Source organism: Aquibacillus albus (assembly GCF_016908325.1).
Lineage (GTDB): Bacteria > Bacillota > Bacilli > Bacillales > Amphibacillaceae > Aquibacillus_A > Aquibacillus_A albus.
The window spans coordinates 82130-103325 of the sequence record NZ_JAFBDR010000015.1 but is presented as its reverse complement, the minus strand read 5'-3'; the positions used below and the strand labels follow the sequence as shown (position 1 = coordinate 103325).

Genomic DNA, 21196 nt, shown 5'->3' with positions numbered 1-21196 from the left:
GAGCGAAAGCTCGAGGAGGCTCACCAGCCGCCCGCGGAAAGCGAAGTGTATTTCCGCAGCGATATTCGAAGCTATCACTCTGGCGCATTAATCGTATATTGCGCATCATAGTTTTTGTGTAAATATTAGAAAAAAGGATGTCTATAGGTGCTCCTAAAAGACATCCTTTTATTGTTATTGCCTCGGCTCTAATTGTTTTAAATATTCAATTGCGTCACTAAATGTATCAACAGCCACAATCTCCATATCTGTTTCAATTTCCTTCGCAGTTTCTAAGGCTACTTGGTAATTGGAATTTTTCGAGCCAGATTCATTTGGTGCAAAAAAGATGTCACAGCCTTCCTCATCGGCTGCTATCACTTTTTTATCAATTCCACCGATACGTCCTACTTCCCCCTCATAGCTTATTTCACCCGTACCAGCTATTTGATAGCCTTTTGTAATATCTTCTTCCGTTAATTGATCATAAATTTCTAGTGCAAACATCAAACCAGCACTTGGTCCTCCAATATTACCACTAATAAATTCAAGTTCTGGATCTACCTTGACATCACGGTTCGTAACTAACTGTATGCCCATACCTACTTTTTCTTCCTGATTCGGAAAAGCTTCTAGTTGAATGGTCTGCGTTAATTCTTCTTCTTCTCTTTCAACAGTTATATCGATTGTATCACCAACTTCCTTCGCTTCAACATACTTAATTAATTGATCCGTATCTTCTATGGTTTGGTTATCAACCGATAATATTTTATCTCCCGTTTTTAATATTCCTTTTGCAGGCATCCCCTCAATCACACTAACCACATATACACCCTCATAATTGATTTCAATATGTTTATTTGCTGCTTGGTATGCAACGACTGTTGATGCTTGCTGGGAGTTTTCCATCATTTGTAGCTGTGCTTGAAAATAGTCTTCCTGTGAAACCCCTTCAGGTATAACCTCTTCAATTGGTGTAATATCTTGATGCTGCTGAATGGAAGCAAGAAGATATTGCATTGGAGTTGCTTGCCCCCCTCTGACTGTAACTAAATGCATTTCTCCTTCACTTTCAAAAGCTCCATCTACTTTTACAATTGGATTTAATTCATCAGCATTACCAGGTTTATAAACATAATAAGGAAGACGATATCCCATGAGAAATGCAATGATTGCAACTAAGATAATTGAAAAAATAAAACTGCGACGATTAAAATTCATTTTTTCTTCTCCTTCCAAATCTCGATGCACTGAAAAATCTGATTTAATTTTTGTTTTGCTTCCTTTTCTCCCGCTTCAACAATCTCCATGATGTTCGTATAAGCCCTTGAACTATAATTTGATACGTCAGGGATTAGCATGACATCAGCGTCAACACCTATGTAGTTTACTAATTCATCTTGCATAATATCTATACTTTGAAGCATAACATCATAAATCGATTGAATATCGGTATTTACTATAAAGTGCGAACAATCAACAGCAATCACAATATCTGCACCCATTTCCTTCGCCACTGAAACCGGTACTCGATCAATGACACCACCATCAATATAAAGTTCATCTCCTATTTGGGCAGGTACAAAAAAACCGGGAATCGATATACTTGCACGAACCGCTTCAGCAGGACTTCCTTCCGTAAATACCTTTTTCTTTCCGGTATATAGGTTTGTCGCCACTATTCCTACAGGAATATGAAAAGCCTCTAATTTCTTATTATACGTAAATAATTGGATGTAATCCTTTATGCGATTCCCTTGAATAAAGCCCATTTTTGGAACAGTAAAATCTAAAAAATATTTACGTTTGAATGTTTTTGCTAATTGATATAAATGATCCACCTGCTGGCCAGCTCCATATAATGTACCAATAAGCGCACCCATACTGCTGCCTGCAATAAAATCTATTGGAACTCCATTTTCTTCTAAAACCTTTATTACACCTAAATGAGAAAAACCTCTTGCGCCACCAGAGCCCAACGCCAATCCTATTTTTGGATTTTTCAAATGATTACTCTCCTCAACGTAAAACTGTTTTTTATCATAATATGGCATAAAAAAAGCATCTATGAGCGTATATTGATATAGAGATGCTTGTACGAAAAGGAGTTAAGCCTATTTTACTATTACTAATGTGATAAGTACAGATATTGTGAAGCCCGCAGTTGGGAGGCCTCTAAGTTGAAATCTTTGTTCAAATCAATAAGCTTTGCAAGTATAGCATTATTTTTGGCAATTGCACTTATCAAATTCCCACAGGAAGCTTTAGAAGCTAGCACTCGCGGAATCGATATGTGGTGGGGCACTGTTTTCCCCTCTTTATTACCTTTTTTTATAACTGCTGAATTATTAATTGCATTCGGTGTGGTTCAATTCATCGGCGTTTTATTTGAGCCGATTATGCGCCCACTCTTCAATGTTCCAGGTGTAGGAAGTTTCGTTTGGGCAATGGGGATGGCAAGTGGCTATCCGTCAGGTGCTAAACTTACATCCCGGTTACGACAAGAAAAACAAATATCTAAAGTTGAAGCAGAGCGACTCGTGTCATTTACAAATGCTTCTAATCCACTATTTATCATTGCAGCAGTTTCAGTGGGGTTCTTTCATGACGCAACGCTCGGGCTCTTATTAGCCATCTGTCATTATACAGGGAACGCAATTGTTGGTATTTGCATGAGATTCTATGGAAGAAGCGCAAATGAAAAATACGAAGAAAAGAAAAGTAAGGCTTCACTAAAAAAAGCATTTAAAGAACTACATAGAACCCGTATCAAAGATAGACGTCCATTTGGTAAAATTTTGGGTGATGCCGTTGTTAATTCAGTTCAAACGCTTTTGATGATCGGTGGCTTTATCATTATGTTTTCCGTGTTTTCTAAGCTAATCTACCTCGTAGGTATATCAACTATTTTTGCAAGTGGATTATCTGTGTTAATGAAATTATTTGGACTACCAACAGATTTATCACTACCGATGCTCTCCGGCTTGTTTGAAATTACACTTGGAGCACAATTAATTTCGGAAACAAACGGAATTGAGATGCTAGCAAAGGTGATCGTGATAAGTTTTATCCTAGCCTTTAATGGTTTTTCTGTCCAAGCACAAGTTGCAAGTATTCTAGCAGAAACAGATATTCGATTTGCTCCTTATTTCTTTGCAAGAATTCTACATGGCTTTATAGCCAGTATCCTTGCTATATTTTTATACAAACCACTTTATATTGACCAGAAGGCGTCTAGTCCATACATTGAACCTGTGTTTTACCAAATTTCACATAGTTCCTGGTTAGAAGCATTAACGCTATTACAAAGGATTGGTCCTGCCATCACCTTGGTTACTCTCACTCTTACTATCTTTATCCTACTTCTAAGATCAACGAATGTTAAAAATATAAAAAAAACATAATGTATAAAAACGACAAGTCTTTCGTATGAGTAACTACATGCCAATGTGATTACTTCTTTCTTTACTTGGAACAAAGCTGAAAGTGATTTTAGCTTTCAGCTTTGTCATCTACATATGAATATTTCCCTTTTAACGCTTTTTCTACCATTTCTGGGACAAGGTCTGAAACGTTTGCATTAAACTTCGCAATTTCTTTTACCATGCTTGAACTTAAAAAAGAATACTGGTTATTCGTCATGATAAAAAATGTTTCCACATCTTCATTAAGCTTACGATTCATCGACGTGATTTGTAACTCATACTCAAAGTCACTTACAGCACGTAAGCCACGTAAAATAGCCTGTGCATTTTTCTCTCTCGCATAATCCATTAATAAACCACTACATGAATCAACAGAAACATTTGACAGATCCTTTGTGGCATCTTCTAACAATTGTACTCTTTCCTCAACAGTGAATAACGGTGATTTAGACTGATTATTAAAAACAGCAACAATCACTTGATCAAATACCTTTGCCCCTCGTTGGATAATATCTAAATGACCATTTGTAACTGGATCAAAACTACCTGGACATATTGCAAGACGTGTCATTGTATGTTCCCCCTTTTCCTTCATTGCGTACTTTGTTGGTGATAGATCGTAATAGCAGTCGTTCCTCCGTATACTTCTGTCTTAACCTTTTCAAAATTACTATGAAAATTTGGCAGCTGTTCCGAAGCATCATGCTCACATACAATCATTCCATTCGTATCCAAGAGTTGATATGTATTAATTTCTTCTAACAATTCCTCATAGGCTATTTTAGTATATGGAGGATCAAGAAAAATTATTTGAAACGACAACCCTCTTTTACCCGCCGCTTTCAATGCACGAAAAGCATCTGTTCGGTAAACCTCAGCTGCATCCTTCAAATCTAAAAACTTTAAATTATTATGTATCGTTTGGATTGCTTTTGGATGTAGATCAACAAATACAACTTTATCCATACCTCTGCTTAATGCTTCGATACCTAACCCACCACTACCGGCAAATAAATCCAGACAATTACCTCCATCAAAATAAGGACCAATCATTTGAAAAAGAGCTTCTTTTACTTTATCAGTAGTCGGCCTTGTTAGACGATTTGGGACTGGTTTTAGTGGATGACCTTTGTATTTTCCGGAAATCACTCTCATCAACTTGACACCTCTCTTAAGTATTCGAACTTATCCTACCACAAAATATTCCTACTAGGAAACATAGAACTTTTTATGACATCGATGTATATTTTTGACTATAACGTCCATAATAAGCTACTGAAGCGACTAAATATCGAAATTTAGTTGCTTCTGAAGACGGAGAAGACTTACGTTTCCCCATAAGTTCTTCCTCCGGTTTCTCCTCTCCCTTTGCCTTTTTGTTTTCTAATTGAAAACAAAAAGGGCCTGCAGATTTAATATCTGCAGGCTTTTTTTATCCTTTCAAAAGAAAGTAATTCAATGTAGTAAAAGTTTTAGGAGTTCAACAGGATACTTTTAGATACACCTAAATCCCCATTTTATAATCGTATTCCTTTGCCTTATCCACTTTTGCATTATCAAATTCGGTTCTTATAAAAGGTTTATAAGATACATCTACTTTTGAAACATATGGAAGTCTATCAATTTTTTCTATTTTTTCTTCTATTTCATCCTGATGAACGTAAAGTACAGCATAATGCAAGTCCTTCGAGACATAGATTAAGTGTCCATAACGTCTTATTTGTTTAATATTTTTCATGTGTTGAAACCAAACAATAACCCCTTGACGTTTTGCAAACATAATTATACCTCACTTCACCAATACTTTATATAATGTTTATTACGATGCTTTACAACCGCACCCACTACTTCCGGAGCCACAACCACAACCACCATCTTTTAATAATGCTCCATCCTGTGGGACCTTGATGTTATCACTTACACTAAACGCGACAAGCTGACTTACCTCATCTAAAAGCTCTTGCAGATTCCTTTCTGCTACTTTAAATGACGCTACCTTGTCATTCATGTCCATTTCTCTTTTCGTTGAACGAATGGACTTCATTATATGATTATAATCAGGATGATATCTTCCAAAGCGCTGAACTTCTTCGTATTGATCTTTCGTATGCTTAAAAGCAGCAATTAATTGTTGGGCCTCGTCATCTTCTTCTAAATTGTTTTTAGCATGACGATATGCCTCCATCACATCTGATTTAAGTATCAACTGGGCAATATCCTCTGATTTATCAATTAAATCAACAATCTCTAATGTGGCTATCAATATATCCACCTCCACAACAACTATCATACCAATAATCGTTCACAAATAAAAGAGGCAGGCCCTAATCTTTCATTGTACCTGCCATTTGTAGAAGCATCGAAATCATTTGAATTTGATTGGAAACCTTTTCTATTCTCTGAGGAACTGTCTTTCCATAGAAAACTTTAGCTTCTTGTTCCATAACTGGAATCTTGTTTGGATCCCTTGTTAGTTCTCTATACCATTGTGGGTTTAGACGAACAAATTGGAGTAGATCTGGACGTGATTGTAAGAATTCATAAAGCCCTGGTTGCATGTTCCATCCCCCCTAATCTTTATTAAATTGGAACGGTGGCCTGTGTTCTCCTTTGGTTGAGTTATTTTTTCGAACGTTTTGGAATTGTCCAATTAGTGATTGAATATTTGTAATAGCCCCATTTAATTGATTAATATGGCCTTCGACTTTATCAAGATCCACATTTTCAACCATATTCATGATTTGATTCATAATGTCACTTTTATCCTTTTTAGATTCCGTGGTTTCAGCCTTTTCTCCTTCTTTTGAACTTTTCTTTTTCTCTTTATATTTCTCCCATGACGGATCATCTTCTCCTAATAACACCCATTTTTCATAATAAGTTTGCCAACTCTCATTTCCACTACGAACATGTTTAATTAACCCTGGGTGCTTTTTTACAAAAGTTTTAAATTCTTCAATCGAAGGATGCAGATCTTTCTTACCCAACTTCCTCACCTCAATTGTATTACTTTTCTTAATCCATTTTATGATTTGAGGTAGACCTTGTGACTAGGCTGATATTAGAAACACGATTCGTTAAATAAAACTATTCCTCCATGTGTTTTTGTAAAAAATTCTGTGTGTAATAATAACGATAAACACCAACACCTAAATGTGTGTATTCTCCCTTAAGTAAAGCGTCCCGGTGTCCTTCACTATTTAACCAACCCTCTACAGCAGCAGGGCCGTCCGTATACTGAGCAGCAATATTTTCTCCAGCAGATAAATAGTTAATTTCTCCATTTATTAATCGTTCCTTTAAACCTTCACCATTTGGTGAGTAATGAGAAAAGTAATTTTTCTCCGACATATCTTTACTATGTCCAAATGCCACTGTAGCAACAGCATCATCCCAATCCAAAGTTGCTTTTTCATACCTGGAACGAATAACATTGGTAATATCAAATATTTGTTGTTCCATTCCACCCTCCACTTTTGTCCACTCATTTTCTGTTAAGACGCGTTCCTCTGGAAGACTTCCTCGATAAAAAATTTCATAAGGACGTTGCGCTAATAAAACTTCAGGTCTTAATATTCGGATGGAAGAAAGGCTATTCAAAAAGGTGTCAAAGTATAATTGGATAAATACTTCTTCTTCTAGTTGAATTAATGGCCTAATTTTCAAATCACTTTCACTTAGGTTAAAACGAAAAGAACCATCTCCATTAGAGAAAGAGACCTCTTTCTGAATATCTAACACCTGCTCAATGTCTTCATAGGGTTGTCCAATTTCGATTGGATGAATTGGGAGCACATCACCTGTTGCAAAAATAGTGACTACTTGGTTATTTTTGACTCCAAATTGAATATGCCTGTTTGGATCGTCGGTATAAACCCACCATTCATATCCATAAGAACTTAAATCCTTTCTGTTTGGTAAACCAAATTGTTTCTCCAATTCATGCACGGACTTATCCACCCAATAGAATAATTCACCTTCTGTTGAAGTATTTAGATCTATGTAGGACTCTTTTGACTCAAAAGACAACTCCCTTAGTTTAAGGTCTACATTCGATAGTAAATGATTAGGTTCTAATTTCTCTTGTATAATATAGATAATTCCTCCTGCTATTAAAGAAAGGATAAATAGATACCTTATTCCCCTCATTGTAACTCTCCCTATTTTTTACTCCTTTAACTATTATAGTATTTCGTTATTAAGTATATGAACAAATAAATGATGGCATATAAAAAAACACAAAAAATGAGGCTGTCCCAAAAGCAAAGGATCAGCCTCATTTTTTTAACTGCTTTGTAAATTAATGAATTTCATTGTGATGATGCTCTGAAATATTCTCGAGTGCTCGACCTGCTGCTTCGTTGGATTTATCTTCTAGTGCCAAATCACCAAGAGCAACAATTCCAACCAGTTCTCCACGGTCTACTACTGGCAAACGACGAATTTGATGCTTTGCCATCAGCTTACTTGCCTCTTGAACAGAAGTATCAGCTGAAGCCGAAATTAAGTGATCACTCATGACATCCTGTAATTTAGTTGATTCACCTTTTCCTTCTGCAACACATCGTACAACAATATCACGGTCTGTTACCATTCCTAAAAGCTTTCGATCTGAACTACATACTGGAATAGCACCAGCATCTATTTGTTTCATCTTTTTAGCCGCTTCTACAACAGTATCATCTGAATTACAAAAAGAAACATCTGTAGTCATAACATCTTTTATTGATTTCATCGCAGTTCCTCCTTAACAAAGATTTAATGGTTTAATCCATTCAAATATTAGTTTTACCCGGAATACAATAGAACTTGCATGTCAATAATAAAAAACCAATAACAGATTCTTTAGTTAACCTTTGTTAATTATTGCAACTTCGTTTAATTCATACTATTATAGGTTTAGTTGATACAATTATGTGAGGTGGAAGTAATGAGAATTGAAGATACTGGAATTGAAGATGCAATTGTTGATTTAAAACCATTAGACCATTTAATGGAATCCATTAACTTTGTCCGAGCTGGTCAGTGGGATTACGAAAGAGTGACGTATGATTATAAAATTGGTTCTGCAGAAAAAAATATTACCTATTACATAAGAGTGCAAGGATATGCAATGGAAGGTGATGTAGATCGAGGAAATGCTGTCATTAAACTTTTGACTCCACTTATTGGTAAGCATTATTATCCACATGGAATAGAATATGGAGAACAAGAAAACTTTCCACAATCAGTTATCGATCGAGCGAATAGCTTGTTAACCAAAGTTAAGGAAGAAGTAGACAAATACAAAAACTAATGGAAAAGACTGTTGAGTAAGTATCAACAGTCTTTTTTATTAACTTTTTATTAATTTTTCCCAAAAAGAATCGCTAACGTGGTAAAATTTAATTAGATATAATTGATTAAGTTTGTTCTGTTGAAAGGAGATACATAACTAAATTGTTCCGTTATCTGACAAAGCGCCAGTGGATACTAATATTATTAGCATTAATTTTCGTAATAGCAGGCTACTTTATTTTACCAGTATCAATTCCATTGCTATTAGCTTTTTTCACAGCACTTTTCTTAAACCCATCGATTCGGTGGCTGCAGTTTCGATTTAAATTAAACCGAAAAATTTCCGTGATCATTGTATTTGTCGTATTTCTTGTCATCATTAGTGTAATTGGAACTTATTCTGTCACACGTGCAGTGACACATATCGTTAATTTTGCAGAAAATGCACCATCTTATGTAAATCAAATTAATGCGAAACTAATTGAATTGGAAACGGATTTGGATCATGTTACGGAGGACTTACCACCGGAATTCGTGAAAGAAGTTAAAGAAGGAATAGAAACTAACCTATCTAGCTTTACTGATTTTGTAAAAGATCGATTTCAATTAGAAAAGATAGCATCTGCAATTAGTAAGGTTCCAGAATACTTAGTTAGTTTAATTGTTTATTTACTTGCTTTATTCATGTTTATGTTAGAGCTGCCAAGGTTAAAAGCAAATGCCTATAATAACTTAACCGATGAAACTGCAGAAAAAGTTCGTTTTATGAATGCACGTTTATCCTATGTTGTGTTAGGCTTTTTAAAAGCTCAATTTTTAGTTAGTATAATCATCTTTATTGTTTCATTAATAGGTTTATTAATAATTGCTCCTGAATTTGCTGTAATCATGTCCATCATTATTTGGTTGATTGATTTCATTCCAATTATTGGTTCAATCGTCATTCTTGGTCCATGGGCGTTGTATATGCTTATTACTGGAAATGTATTTGCTGGAACACAGTTAGCTGTATTGGCTGTTATATTATTAGCGATACGGAGAACAGTAGAACCAAAAGTGATGGGAAAACACATTGGTTTGTCGCCATTAGCAACATTAATTGCCATGTATCTTGGACTTAAACTTATTGGTATCTTAGGGTTCATATTAGGACCTTTAGTTGTCATTGCTTTTAACTCAGCAAAAGAAGCGGGCATCATTAAGTGGAACTTTAAATTATAAGTGCAAGAGAGTAGCGCATGAACTTCATACAGGTTCATGCGCTACAACTTTGTTTAAATGTAACAGAGCAGTATTTCGCGTCGTAAAAAATTTTCAGGAATGAAGTGTAGCCGATTAGAAAAAGTCCAATAGAGCTGGGGGTAATGGCTGAATAAGTTTTTTTGCTACCTCAATATCCCCTTCTATTTGCAAATGGTCAAATGTGTGCAAGCGTTCTACTGACTCACTATTGAATAAAAGTGCTGTTAACGTTTGTATGTTTGTAGTTATGCTTAAATCACTATCTGGATCCATGTTTTTTGTTATCTTTTCTACACGATTATCTTGAATAAATAACGTCCAACCACCACTATTCCACTCTGCATAATCATCTTGTAACAGAATCGAAACTTTGAATGGTTTATCCGTTCTAAAGAAAGGGTAACTAAGGATGAAGCGCTCAAAGTCAACAATCCTGGTCATAAAATATGATTCTCTGCACATCTTAATTTTGGGATTATGAAAATAAAAGACAATGTCATCTTGCGGCTGAACATTCAATTCTACTTGATCAGTCATCGAGTCATGGTTTCGAATCCATTCTAACAACCCTTTACAGGCATCACCAGTTAAAAAAACGAACTCATTAACTTGTAATACCCCATTTTTCACTTTTGATGTTAAATAACCAGTGGCTTTCCCCATACGATCATAATAAATAATAACGTGATCATCCGTAGATAGAACTCGTTTCTCCCACCACCAAAATTCTCTCTTCATCACCAAACTGTATTTTTGAGCCATCTGCTCGTACAATGATTGAAGTACATCGTTTGCATGCTCAAACGAAACACGAACACAACGTCCATCTACATTCACTTTGGCGATATCTACTGGGTTAAAATAATATTTATGTACATAGTGTGTTAACTCCCAACCAAATTTCCGATAAAAAGAGATAGAAAAAGGAGCAAGCATCGATAACGTTTGATTACGATCTCTCATCTCTTCTAATCCAGCTTTAATGAGGGCTTCTACATGACCTTTTCTACGGTGCTCTGGCCAAGTTGCAACAGCTGCAACTCCTCCAAAGGGAACAACATCCTTGCCTAGAAAAAGCTCCAACGGTAAAAGATGGAGTTTTGCAGAAAGCTGATCATTTTCAAAGATACCAAAAATGGTTTGTTTTTCCATTTCAATCTTTTGTTCTGCACGCTGCTGTTCCGTAAGTGTGTACTTGAATGCATATTCACTTAAATTTAATACTTCATCATAGTTACTATCATTTATTCTTTTTACCACTTTACTCATGCTTAGCTATCCCCTTTTCTCAAAAAAGATAAAACTCTTATCCATTGTAACTTTTTTAAACCCATTTTTATACAGAACTTTTTGAGAAGGTATATTTTTCTTCTCACAACTTGCCGTAACTAGTTGATAGTTCAAAGAAAATATCCATTGCGTAATAACATCAACCGCTTCAGTAGCATAACCTTTGTTTCTTGCATGGGGAATAATATAATATCCTATGTCCAAACTATTTTCATTTACATCCTTATTAACGATAACCTCTCCAATTAATTTACGTTGCTGCTTATTTCGAATAATCCAAGGTCCTATACCTAGGTTAACATTTTCTTTTTCATATTTTTCTAAATAGAATGGCAAACTTGCTTTCAAACCAACGGAAGGAAATTGATGATCTCTAGGAAGATTGTATTTACGAAAGAAGCCTGGTAAATCTGTTAACAACAATCTACCACCAATTAAATCTATCGGCTCAAGATAAATCCGCCTTCCTTCTACATGTTCCATTTCCATGAAATCCTCTCTGTTATTAGGTTTTAACTAGATTAAAAAAAACGAGGATCATCCTCATAGGCGACCCTTCGTTTCCAAATCTTACAATCCCAAAATTGCTTTAATCATACTTGTTGTTTCTCCACCCTCATACAAAATATAAAGTAATAAATAGACAGCGACTCCTGTAATAGCAGTGAAAAACCAAATAATACTAGTAACTGGACCGATTTTCTCATGTTTTTTAATATTTCTTTTGAATGCTAGAACCAATGTGATAATTCCAAAAACCGCACCAACAGTAGCTAAAATAATATGAAAGATTAAAAAAGCCGTATAGTATACTTTTAACTCTTCCGGTCCGCCAAAGCTAGTATTTCCAACAATAATCGTTCTTGATAAGTAAATAATAAAAAATAGTAATGCACTTATTGCTGCACTTATCATCGTATTTCTATGTGCTCGAAACTTTTTCTTTACGATAAATACCCAACCAACTGCAACTAGAAGTGCACTCAGAACAATAAAAAAAGTACTTAAAGTAGGTAATAATGGCATACAATCATCCTTTCTTTGACAATATTTTAAATGCAGCTAATTGTTATCTATGATTCACTTGGATTCGTGCTAGGTATTGCATCAACCTTATGACTCTCTTTATTAAACCAACCAAAGAACACACGTGCCAAAACAATCCCGTACACAATTTCTTGTGTAATCTTCATTAATATTCCGCCTAATTGCTGATCCTCAACGAGTGGAATCGGGGAAAACATGGCTGGACCACTTAGAGATAAACCGCTAAGAACAGAAATGGGTACACACAATTCTAATGCTTCAATCCATCCTCCAGTCGCGCTATAAGTTGTATAAAGTCCATGAGTAGAAAATATGATTAACGCACATGCTGGTGTAATTAAAACTCCATTTGCAAAAATATAGCCTATTTTCATCAGGGGTGAGAGCTTGTCCATTTCCTTTATCGGTGTAAATATTGGCCACCACATAAAAAACGCTGTAACTAAGATAATTGTTGTAATGGACGCATGGGCCACAGAGGATGCTTTCGCATAATCAAAAATACTTGGAATATGATACATCGAAAACAAACCATTAAATAAAATAATGGCTATCAATGGTTTGGTACATAACGATAGTATTTCCTTCAAAATTGGCAATTCAAAAACTTTTCTCCATAGCCATTCTGGAATTCCTTTTATAATAAAAATTGGAAATACTAAATAATATAAAGCCATCTGCACCATGTGGGACGTAAACATAATATGAGAAATCAAGTCTATAGGAGAACCCTTTACAATGTAAAGTAATGTTAATCCCATATAAAAGAATAGTTGCTGTGCCATCGTTGGCTTTTTAGCTGTCGTAAACTTATGTCTAAAGCTTACGGTTAATAAGTGATATGCTACTCCTAAGCAAAGGATAAAAAGCATATAGTATGGACTCCAAAGAGCTCTAAAACCGAAAATTTGTAATTCTAACCACATATTTTTCACTCCATAAATTAAGCCTTATCTATCATTATAACGTATAAGAGAAAGGAAACATGCTAGGCAAATGTGACAATAAAATTAAATTTAATAATGCAAATCCATTATACAGAATTAAAATCCTTTATAAAAGCTTAACTATCCTTCGTATGTTGCGTGTTAAAAATAATAATGGGTGTTGACTATGTCAACACCCATTATTATTCGTCTCACAAGAAGTTCAAAGTTAACTCCATGAGATGCATTCGATTACCACCATATTAACACTAGAAAAGTTAAAATAGTAAGAAATGCAACACTGATACCACCATACATCATAATTGCTGGCAATTCATGTCCTTTATGGCTCATATGCATAAAGTAATACAATTGAAAAATGACCTGTACTATTGCTAACACAACAATGATTGGAATGACAAACAGTTTATCCAAACCAGCAGCAACCATTGTGAAAGCGATGATTGTAAAGACAATCATTAAAGCAAATGTAATTACTTGCTGTTTCATTTCTTCTTTTTTCTTTTTCTTATGGTAATCTAATTCATTTTGAACCGAATTGGTGTTTTCAGCCATCGCTTAAATCACCCCCATTAGATAAACAACCGTGAAGATGAATACCCATACAACATCAATAAAGTGCCAGTATAGACTTGCAATATAGAACTTTGGCGCGTTGTATAAGTTCAGTCCACGCTTGGCATTACGAGCCATGATGGTAATGATCCATAACAGACCAAATAATACGTGTCCTCCATGAAAGCCTACTAATGTATAAAAGGCAGATCCAAACGCAGAGGAGCGGAACGTAAACTCATAATGATGAATATAGTGATAGAACTCATAAATCTCAAAGCCGAGAAATCCTAACCCTAACGCTACCGTTATTCCCAGCCATATTTGCATTTTCCTAAAATCATTATTCTTCATATGATACATCGCGTACACACTAGTTAAGGAACTAGTAAGTAGCAACATTGTCATCACAAATACTAACTCCAGACCAAACAATTCCTCAGAGGTTGGTCCGCCATTATTCGAATTTCTTAATGCCAGATATGTTCCAAACAAACTAGCAAATAAAACTGTTTCTCCACCAAGGAAAAACCAAAAACCTAAAAACTTATTCTTACCTTCTAGGGTGGCTTTTTCGGGCTCGCTTGGCATTACTTCAGGATTTAATGTATCGTGACTCATTATAACCCAGCCCCCTTATCCAAATCTTCTTTATGAATATGATGACCTAAATCATCTTTAACGGAACGAACAAACATCGCCCCTAAGGTAATTCCCATTCCGATAAATACTGCTAACAACCAGCTAATATTATCGATTTGGTAAATAAATCCAAATCCTGCGATAAATAAACCTAAAGACATGATAAAAGGTAAAATAGACGCATTCGGCATATGGATATCATCTAAAGGTTCTGCCGGTGTCATTTCTTTTCTTCCCTCTGTCTTTTCTACCCATAAAGCATCTAAACCACGAACTAAAGGTGTTTGCTTAAAGTTGTAATGCGGCGTTGGATTTGGAATTGCCCACTCTAGTGTACGACCATCCCATGGATCTCCGCTTACTTTTTCGCCTTTAGAAGTCGTAACGATAACATTTATCAAAAACACAATCGTACCGACAGCCATTAAAAAGGCACCAATCGTACTAATAAAGTTACCAGTATCTAACCCTTGATCTGCTAAGAACACCCAATAACGACGTGGCATTCCCATTAGACCAAGAAAATGCTGAATGAAGAATGTTAAATGGAACCCGATAAAGAAAGTCCAGAATGTAATTTTTCCTAACGTTTCATTTAAAATTTTACCAAACATTCTTGGCCACCAATAATGAAGACCAGCAAAAATACCAAACACTACCCCACCAACGATTACGTAGTGGAAATGTGCTACAACAAAGTAAGTATCATGATATTGATAGTCAGCTGCCGCTGCGGCCAACATGACCCCAGTCATACCACCAAGTGTAAAGGTTGGTATAAAGCTTAATGACCATAACATCGCAGAATTAATCTGTATGTTTCCACCCCAAAGGGTAAATAACCAGTTAAATATTTTTATTCCTGTTGGAACAGCAATTGCCATTGTAGCCACAGCAAAAATAGAGTTTGCTGCCGGTCCTAGTCCCACTGTAAACATATGGTGTGCCCACACCATAAATCCTAGGAAACCAATTAATACAGTCGCAAAGACCATTGCTGTATATCCGAATAAACGTTTTTTCGCAAATGTAGGTAAAACCTCACTAAACACTCCGAATGCAGGCAGGATTAAAATATATACTTCCGGGTGCCCAAAAATCCAGAATAGGTGCTCCCAAATAACTGAATTCCCACCCATATTAGCATTAAAGAACCCAGAACCAAACAGTCGGTCAAACATTAATAGAAATAGTCCAACAGTAAGTGCTGGAAATGCAAAAAGAATCAATGCACTTACAACAAATGTAGTCCATGTAAATAATGGTAAACGCATATATGTCATACCTGGTGCGCGCATATTTACAATCGTCACTAAAAAGTTAATCCCTGCAATTAACGTACCAGCACCGGAAATCTGTAAGCCTAGAATGTAAAAGTCTACTCCGTGACCTGGAGACGTTGTTGATAGTGGTGCATATGCAGTCCAACCAGCATCAGGTGCTCCACCTAAAAACCAACTTGCATTTAATAACAATCCACCGAATAAAAATAACCAAAAGCCCAATGAATTTAGAAATGGGAAAGCTACGTCCCTAGCTCCAATTTGTAGTGGAACGACAGCATTCATTAAAGCAAAAATAAGTGGCATTGCTGCTAAAAATATCATAGTCGTACCATGCATCGTTAATATTTCATTATAAAACCCAGCACTCACAAAATCATTTTCTGGTTTTATTAATTGTATACGTATGGCCATTGCTTCGAGCCCGCCAATTAGGAAGAAAAAACCACCACTGATTAAATATAAAATACCTATTTTTTTATGATCGACAGTGGTTAAATAATCCCACAATACAGCGCCAAAGCCTGTTCTCTGCGCAGTTGTAGTACTCACGCTTATAAACCTCCCTTAACCTCTTCCATCCATGTTTACTCGTTATTGTTAGCACTTTCTGGAGTAATTTCTGATGGTTTTAATTGTAGTAAGTAATCTGCAATTTGATTTGCTTCTTCTTCATTTAATTCATCATTTACTAAGTATGGTGCACTAGACATTTTATTTCCTTCTTTTAATTTCTCTGGATCTAAAATCCATTCAACAAGGTTTTCCTTGTTATAGTCAATAACACCTGCTATTGCAGTTCGATCACCAAAGTTAGTAAGGTTTGGTGCTAAAGCTGTTGGTGAAGATCCAATTGCATGACAGCTAATACAACTATTTTCAAACAATTCTTGTCCTTCTTGTGCACTTGCTGTTTCAGGTTCTGCTTCCGGATCAACATTTTGCATATCTTCTACCCATTGATCAAATTCATCTGGACTAACAGCCACTATTTTAAAGTCCATTAAAGAGTGAGAAGGTCCACATAATTCGGCACATTTGCCCCAATAAACGCCTTCTTCATAAGCCTCGATATACATCGTGTTCTCGTTTTCCGGATTTGTGTCCATCTTTCCTGCAATGGATGGTACCCAGAAAGAATGAAGGACATCACTGGAAATCATATTCAGGTAAATCTTTTCACCAGTTGGAATATATAAATCTTGACTTGTTTGAATTTCCTCACCTTGATAATTGAAATGCCACCAATACTGGTTTGCAGTAACATTAACATTTAATGAATCATCCTTATCTGACTCATCGGCAAGGTTAAATGTTGCAGCTACAGTTGGAACAGCAATAATGACCAACAAAATAATTGGTATAACTGTCCATATTATTTCTAAGGCTTTATTCCCCTCTGTTTGTTTTGGAATAAAGTTTTCTTGACCCTTCTTTTGACGATAACGGACCAATACCATCGTATAAATAATCATTACGACAATAAATACAACGATCATAACGATTAAAGAAATAACAATAAGATCTAATGATACCTGAGCCCCATACCCCTTAGGTAAAAAAGCGGTCAAGTTTTCCTTTCCGCAACCTGAAAGTATTAAAGGTAGTACACTTAACAATAGCAGAGTACGGACTTTTCCCATCCAACCTTTCATGAAAATACCTCTCTTTCTTTATGTTCCTTCATATATTATCAATTAGAATATAAATATATACTCTAAATTAACTAACTACAGGTGGTAGTGTAACGACAATTATCATTATGAAAAAGACAGTTAAGTAACACAAGGAATACATAAACATCCAATGAGCCCACTTTAAATCATCTTTCATAAAAAATCCTTTTGCCCCTAGTAATAACCAACCAATATTTAATAAAGTAGCAATCACCAAAAAGAAAGTCCCTAATGAAAATAAATAAAATGGCAATGGCAGTAAACAAGCTACGTAAACTACAATTTGTCTTTTTGTAAAAGAAAATCCATACACAACTGGTAGCATTGGAATACCAGCAGCTCGATACTCTTCACATTTTTTCATTGCTAATGAAAGAAAATGTGGAGTTTGCCAAATGAACATAACTAGGAAAAGAACGATTGCAACGATATGGAGGTTGGGGTCAATGGATGCCCATCCAATTAAAGGTGGAATTGCTCCTGATAAACTGCCGACTACCGTATTTATCGTGTATCTCCGTTTTGACCAAACCGTATATAAAACAACATACGCAAACCAACCAAGCACACCAAATAGAGCAGCTTGTATTGTAGTAAGCATTAATAAGACAAATCCTACAATTGATAAAGCGATGCCTAAAAACAAAATATAGGATAAAGGAATGGAACCAGTTACTGTAGGTCTAGTCATTGTCCTTTTCATAACTGGATCAATATCACGATCATAATAATTATTAAGAACACATCCACCAGCAATGACAAATGCTGTACCTGTCATCGTGATAAAAAAGGTATCAATATGGCTGGTAAGAGAAGCACCTGTAAAGTAAAGTGCAAGCCAAAAACCAGCAAAAGCGGTTAATACGTTCGAATTAATGATTCCGATTTTTAAAAGTGCCTTAAGATCTGACCATAACGTTACACGACTATTACTATCAGCATTTCCAATAATTTGTGTTGATGTTGTTTCCACCTTGTCCATCTTGATTTTTACCCCCCTTCCTCTTCCCCCATAACTAAAGTTGTTATTATTTGTAGGATTGATTCATGTTCTTTAAAAATAGGATTTCCAAATTATCATGTTTATAACCTATTTTTCCCAAAAGTTATAGGCGCAATTGTCAGCAATATTGTATCATGGATTTACATTTCAATCTATTTTACTACTCAATTTATTACATATTGTGACAATTTTGTGAAACGTGTTCATAAATTAAAATAAAAGGCTTAAAAGCCTTTATGATAAGATGAGTAAACACTATTTAACTCGTTTCATCGTAACTTTTCTGGGGGAGAACAGTTTCGAAAGCCCCTTATTTATTTCTAGCAAACAAAGGTCGACAATGCAACCCTTTTTATATTTTTTAGTGAAAATAGTTAGTAAACGTGATAGTATATCTCTTGGCACATTTATTTAACCTAATTCATAGCGATCTAAATTTTGATATTTGAATAATATTGTTAACAAACAATGATCATCTAGATTTAAGATCCACTTAAGCTTGAGGTGGCAAAATGATAAAATTTTTAAAAAGATTGTCTATTATCGCAACAGTTTGTATGGTTTTCGTATTAATTGGTGGAGCATTAGTAACCAAAACAGACTCAGGCATGGGTTGTGGTGCAAATTGGCCATTTTGTGAAGGTGCTTTATCATCACAATTAATTATTGAATTAAGCCATCGTTTGGTTTCTGGAATTGCAGGTATTGTCGTTCTCGTTCTATCCATTCTTTCATGGAAGTATATTGGACATATTCGCGAAGCAAAATTTTTATCTTTTATTTCAATCTTCTTTCTTGTATTACAAGGATTGATTGGTGCTGCAGCAGTTTTGTGGTCACAATCAGATTTCGTTCTAGCTTTACACTTTGGAATTTCGTTAATATCATATGCTGCAGTATTTTTACTCACGCTATTAATTTACGAGGTTGACCATAAATTTGATGCTGACTCTTTAGTCATTGATAAAGGGTTGCGGAAACATTTATACAGTTTAACTGTTTACATCTTATTTGTTGTTTATACAGGGGCCCTCGTAAGACACATCGATTCTAGTTTAGCATGTGGAAGTTGGCCTTTTTGTGATAATAATACCCCCTTTTCTTTTGATATGCACTTAGGTCAGTGGGTACAAATGGGCCATCGCTTTGCAGCAGGTATCGCCTTCATATGGACAGTCTATTTGTTTTTTAAAATTCGTAAAGATTATCCGAACAGCCGTGTGATGTACTTGGGTTGGGGAACAGCAACGACTTTAATGGTTGCACAGGTTATCTTCGGAGCATTAATTATCTTTACATTCGTTAATTTAGTGATTGCCCTGTTTCACGCACTAGTGATTACCGTCTATTTTGGCTTACTATGTTATTTTATACTTCTTTGTTCAAGAAGTGCGGCCTTTGAGAGAAAGAAAAGTTGAACTACTTTGGTAAGTTTTACAAAGTAAAAATAGCTGATTCGAGAGTAAGGACCACCATTTCCTTACAATCGAGTCAGCTATTTTAATTAGACCAAGACTTCCTATTTCTCATTCCCGCAATATCATCCACTATTTCGTCATCTGGACGTTCTTTTTCAAATCTCCTTAATTCGTTAACTTTTACTTTTCTAGCAATATTGTTTAAAATTCCCATCGATAACATGAGAATAAATAAAGAGGAACCTCCATAGCTAATAAAAGGCAATGGTACTCCCGTAATTGGTAGAATGCCGCTAATTGCTCCTAAATTAATAAAAACCTGTATGCCTACCATAGAAGAAATACCAATGGCTAATAAGGAACCAAAACTATCTTTACACCGATTTGAAATATATAGTCCTCTAAGAACAATAATAGCAAGAAATCCTATTACTATAAAAACGCCAATAAATCCTAGTTCCTCTGCAATTACTGCCATAATAAAGTCGGTATGAGGCTCTGTTAAATATCCTAATTTTTGTACACCTTGTCCTAGACCTTGCCCTGTCCATCCCCCTGTGCCTATTGCTAAATAAGACTGAATAAGATGATAACCACTATCTTCCGGGTCTTCAAATGGTTGATATGCACCTGTGAATCTTTCCAAACGTTCATCCGTAATCATTTGAGTTGCAACCAGAATAATTAATAACATTCCCGTCATGACCAAGAAAGAAAGGTGGCGGAACTTAATTCCTGAGCTAAATATGACAGAACAAGCGATAAGAAAAATGATTGCAGCTGTACCTAAATCTGGCTGTAACACGATTAAAGCTAATAATAATCCTGTTAAAATCAAAGGAGGTAGCACGGCTTTGGTAAAGTCAAAGATATAACTTTGTTTTTTGGAATAGATGGATGCCAAATACAAAATTAAACCTAATTTAACAAACTCGGCTGGTTGAAAACGAAAAGGTCCAACTTTAATCCATGATTGGGCATTATTTACTTCCTCTCCAACTAAAAGAACAAGAAGTAATAGGATGATCATACTGAAAATGATGAATTTCATTATGTCCTGATATCTATGATAAGAAAAGAAGCTACAAAAAAAGAAGCCTAATAATCCCAAAATATACCATTGTAATTGTTTCATCATAAAATAGTTGCTTGGAACATCATAGGTAACAACAGCCACCACCATGCTCGCACTATAAATCATAACAATACCAAAGGCAGGAAGGAGTAACGGAATAATAGCCAGGGTAAAATCAAACGATTTCCATTTTTGTTTCATTTTATTACTCCTTATTATGTATTTTAGTTGAAAGTAACTGGTATCTATTTTCCATATTGATAAATCGCTCCATCAAACCACCGTTTTTTCTAACACTTATTACCGAGGTCTTCCTTCCCATTAGTATGGAAGTAAT

At 35.4% G+C, this 21196-nt stretch carries 24 protein-coding genes; 4 read left to right on the top strand and 20 right to left on the bottom strand.

Features of this window, described 5'->3' with window-relative positions:
* Positions 1 to 174: 174 nt before the first annotated feature.
* Together JOC48_RS13525 and JOC48_RS13520 are read right to left on the bottom strand one after the other, a co-directional pair.
* Positions 175 to 1200 (bottom strand): SepM family pheromone-processing serine protease, encoded by a 1026-nt coding sequence (locus JOC48_RS13525; RefSeq protein ID WP_204500539.1) that lies wholly within the window; start codon positions 1198 to 1200, stop codon positions 175 to 177.
* Entirely contained in the window at positions 1197 to 1985 is a 789-nt protein-coding gene (locus JOC48_RS13520; RefSeq protein WP_239584366.1) for a patatin-like phospholipase family protein, read from the bottom strand. Before JOC48_RS13520 ends, JOC48_RS13525 begins: the two co-directional genes overlap by 4 nt.
* 174 nt (positions 1986 to 2159) lie before the next feature.
* Between JOC48_RS13520 and ylbJ the strand changes: the two genes are divergently transcribed.
* Positions 2160 to 3383: a sporulation integral membrane protein YlbJ gene (gene ylbJ, locus JOC48_RS13515; RefSeq protein WP_204500537.1), complete on the top strand. Its 1224-nt coding sequence runs from the start codon at positions 2160 to 2162 to the stop codon at positions 3381 to 3383.
* An 88-nt stretch (positions 3384 to 3471) separates the two neighbouring features.
* Here the strand turns inward: ylbJ and coaD are convergent, their stop codons facing one another.
* The 8 genes from coaD to JOC48_RS13475 form a co-directional block, all read right to left on the bottom strand.
* Positions 3472 to 3975 (bottom strand): pantetheine-phosphate adenylyltransferase, encoded by a 504-nt coding sequence (coaD, locus tag JOC48_RS13510; RefSeq protein ID WP_204500535.1) that lies wholly within the window; start codon positions 3973 to 3975, stop codon positions 3472 to 3474.
* A 20-nt stretch (positions 3976 to 3995) separates the two neighbouring features.
* A complete protein-coding gene (gene rsmD, locus JOC48_RS13505; protein WP_338024312.1) occupies positions 3996 to 4583 on the bottom strand; it encodes a 16S rRNA (guanine(966)-N(2))-methyltransferase RsmD in 588 nt (195 codons plus the stop codon).
* Positions 4584 to 4908: 325 nt separating this feature from the next.
* Positions 4909 to 5184, bottom strand: coding sequence for a YlbG family protein (locus tag JOC48_RS13500; protein ID WP_204500532.1), 276 nt, complete (start codon positions 5182 to 5184; stop codon positions 4909 to 4911).
* Positions 5185 to 5223: 39 nt separating this feature from the next.
* Complete coding sequence (locus JOC48_RS13495; protein ID WP_204500531.1) at positions 5224 to 5667, bottom strand: YlbF/YmcA family competence regulator; 444 nt, start codon at positions 5665 to 5667, stop codon at positions 5224 to 5226.
* Between the two features lie 61 nt (positions 5668 to 5728).
* Positions 5729 to 5962 carry a YlbE-like family protein gene (locus JOC48_RS13490; RefSeq protein WP_204500530.1) on the bottom strand — a complete coding sequence of 78 codons (234 nt, stop codon included), beginning with the start codon at positions 5960 to 5962 and terminating at the stop codon, positions 5729 to 5731.
* A 12-nt stretch (positions 5963 to 5974) separates the two neighbouring features.
* A complete protein-coding gene (gene ylbD / locus JOC48_RS13485; RefSeq protein WP_204500528.1) occupies positions 5975 to 6391 on the bottom strand; it encodes a YlbD family protein in 417 nt (138 codons plus the stop codon).
* Positions 6392 to 6491: 100 nt separating this feature from the next.
* Positions 6492 to 7553 (bottom strand): CAP domain-containing protein, encoded by a 1062-nt coding sequence (locus JOC48_RS13480; protein ID WP_204500527.1) that lies wholly within the window; start codon positions 7551 to 7553, stop codon positions 6492 to 6494.
* A 151-nt stretch (positions 7554 to 7704) separates the two neighbouring features.
* Positions 7705 to 8139, bottom strand: a complete 435-nt coding sequence (locus JOC48_RS13475) for a CBS domain-containing protein (protein ID WP_204500526.1) — start codon at positions 8137 to 8139, stop codon at positions 7705 to 7707.
* A gap of 195 nt (positions 8140 to 8334) precedes the next feature.
* On the opposite strand from JOC48_RS13475, the gene JOC48_RS13470 reads away from it, so the two are divergent.
* Together JOC48_RS13470 and ytvI are read left to right on the top strand one after the other, a co-directional pair.
* The gene (locus JOC48_RS13470; protein WP_204500525.1) at positions 8335 to 8700 is read left to right on the top strand and encodes a YugN family protein; all 366 of its coding nucleotides are present in this window, start codon (positions 8335 to 8337) and stop codon (positions 8698 to 8700) included.
* A 143-nt stretch (positions 8701 to 8843) separates the two neighbouring features.
* Positions 8844 to 9902, top strand: coding sequence for a sporulation integral membrane protein YtvI (gene ytvI, locus JOC48_RS13465; RefSeq protein ID WP_204500524.1), 1059 nt, complete (start codon positions 8844 to 8846; stop codon positions 9900 to 9902).
* A gap of 114 nt (positions 9903 to 10016) precedes the next feature.
* Here ytvI and JOC48_RS13460 read toward each other — a convergent pair whose 3' ends face one another.
* The 9 genes from JOC48_RS13460 to cyoE all read right to left on the bottom strand — a co-directional run bounded on the left by JOC48_RS13460 (position 10017) and on the right by cyoE (position 18345).
* The gene (locus JOC48_RS13460; RefSeq protein WP_204500523.1) at positions 10017 to 11192 is read right to left on the bottom strand and encodes a GNAT family N-acetyltransferase; all 1176 of its coding nucleotides are present in this window, start codon (positions 11190 to 11192) and stop codon (positions 10017 to 10019) included.
* A gap of 6 nt (positions 11193 to 11198) precedes the next feature.
* Entirely contained in the window at positions 11199 to 11702 is a 504-nt protein-coding gene (locus JOC48_RS13455) for a GNAT family N-acetyltransferase (protein WP_204500522.1), read from the bottom strand.
* A gap of 81 nt (positions 11703 to 11783) precedes the next feature.
* Positions 11784 to 12239, bottom strand: coding sequence for a DUF420 domain-containing protein (locus JOC48_RS13450; RefSeq protein ID WP_204500520.1), 456 nt, complete (start codon positions 12237 to 12239; stop codon positions 11784 to 11786).
* Positions 12240 to 12286: 47 nt separating this feature from the next.
* Positions 12287 to 13186 (bottom strand): cytochrome c oxidase assembly factor CtaG, encoded by a 900-nt coding sequence (ctaG, locus tag JOC48_RS13445; RefSeq protein ID WP_204500519.1) that lies wholly within the window; start codon positions 13184 to 13186, stop codon positions 12287 to 12289.
* A 252-nt stretch (positions 13187 to 13438) separates the two neighbouring features.
* Positions 13439 to 13762: a cytochrome c oxidase subunit IVB gene (gene ctaF / locus JOC48_RS13440; protein WP_204500518.1), complete on the bottom strand. Its 324-nt coding sequence runs from the start codon at positions 13760 to 13762 to the stop codon at positions 13439 to 13441.
* Between the two features lie 3 nt (positions 13763 to 13765).
* A complete protein-coding gene (locus JOC48_RS13435) occupies positions 13766 to 14383 on the bottom strand; it encodes a cytochrome (ubi)quinol oxidase subunit III (protein ID WP_204500516.1) in 618 nt (205 codons plus the stop codon).
* A complete protein-coding gene (ctaD, locus tag JOC48_RS13430) occupies positions 14383 to 16239 on the bottom strand; it encodes a cytochrome c oxidase subunit I (RefSeq protein WP_204500515.1) in 1857 nt (618 codons plus the stop codon). Before ctaD ends, JOC48_RS13435 begins: the two co-directional genes overlap by 1 nt.
* 35 nt (positions 16240 to 16274) lie before the next feature.
* Positions 16275 to 17342 carry a cytochrome c oxidase subunit II gene (coxB, locus tag JOC48_RS13425; RefSeq protein WP_204500514.1) on the bottom strand — a complete coding sequence of 356 codons (1068 nt, stop codon included), beginning with the start codon at positions 17340 to 17342 and terminating at the stop codon, positions 16275 to 16277.
* Between the two features lie 67 nt (positions 17343 to 17409).
* Positions 17410 to 18345 (bottom strand): heme o synthase, encoded by a 936-nt coding sequence (cyoE, locus tag JOC48_RS13420; RefSeq protein WP_204500512.1) that lies wholly within the window; start codon positions 18343 to 18345, stop codon positions 17410 to 17412.
* A gap of 533 nt (positions 18346 to 18878) precedes the next feature.
* On the opposite strand from cyoE, the gene JOC48_RS13415 reads away from it, so the two are divergent.
* Positions 18879 to 19784, top strand: a complete 906-nt coding sequence (locus JOC48_RS13415) for a COX15/CtaA family protein (RefSeq protein ID WP_204500511.1) — start codon at positions 18879 to 18881, stop codon at positions 19782 to 19784.
* 82 nt (positions 19785 to 19866) lie between these two features.
* Here the strand turns inward: JOC48_RS13415 and ftsW are convergent, their stop codons facing one another.
* Positions 19867 to 21060: a putative lipid II flippase FtsW gene (gene ftsW, locus JOC48_RS13410; protein WP_204500510.1), complete on the bottom strand. Its 1194-nt coding sequence runs from the start codon at positions 21058 to 21060 to the stop codon at positions 19867 to 19869.
* Positions 21061 to 21196 lie beyond the last annotated feature (136 nt).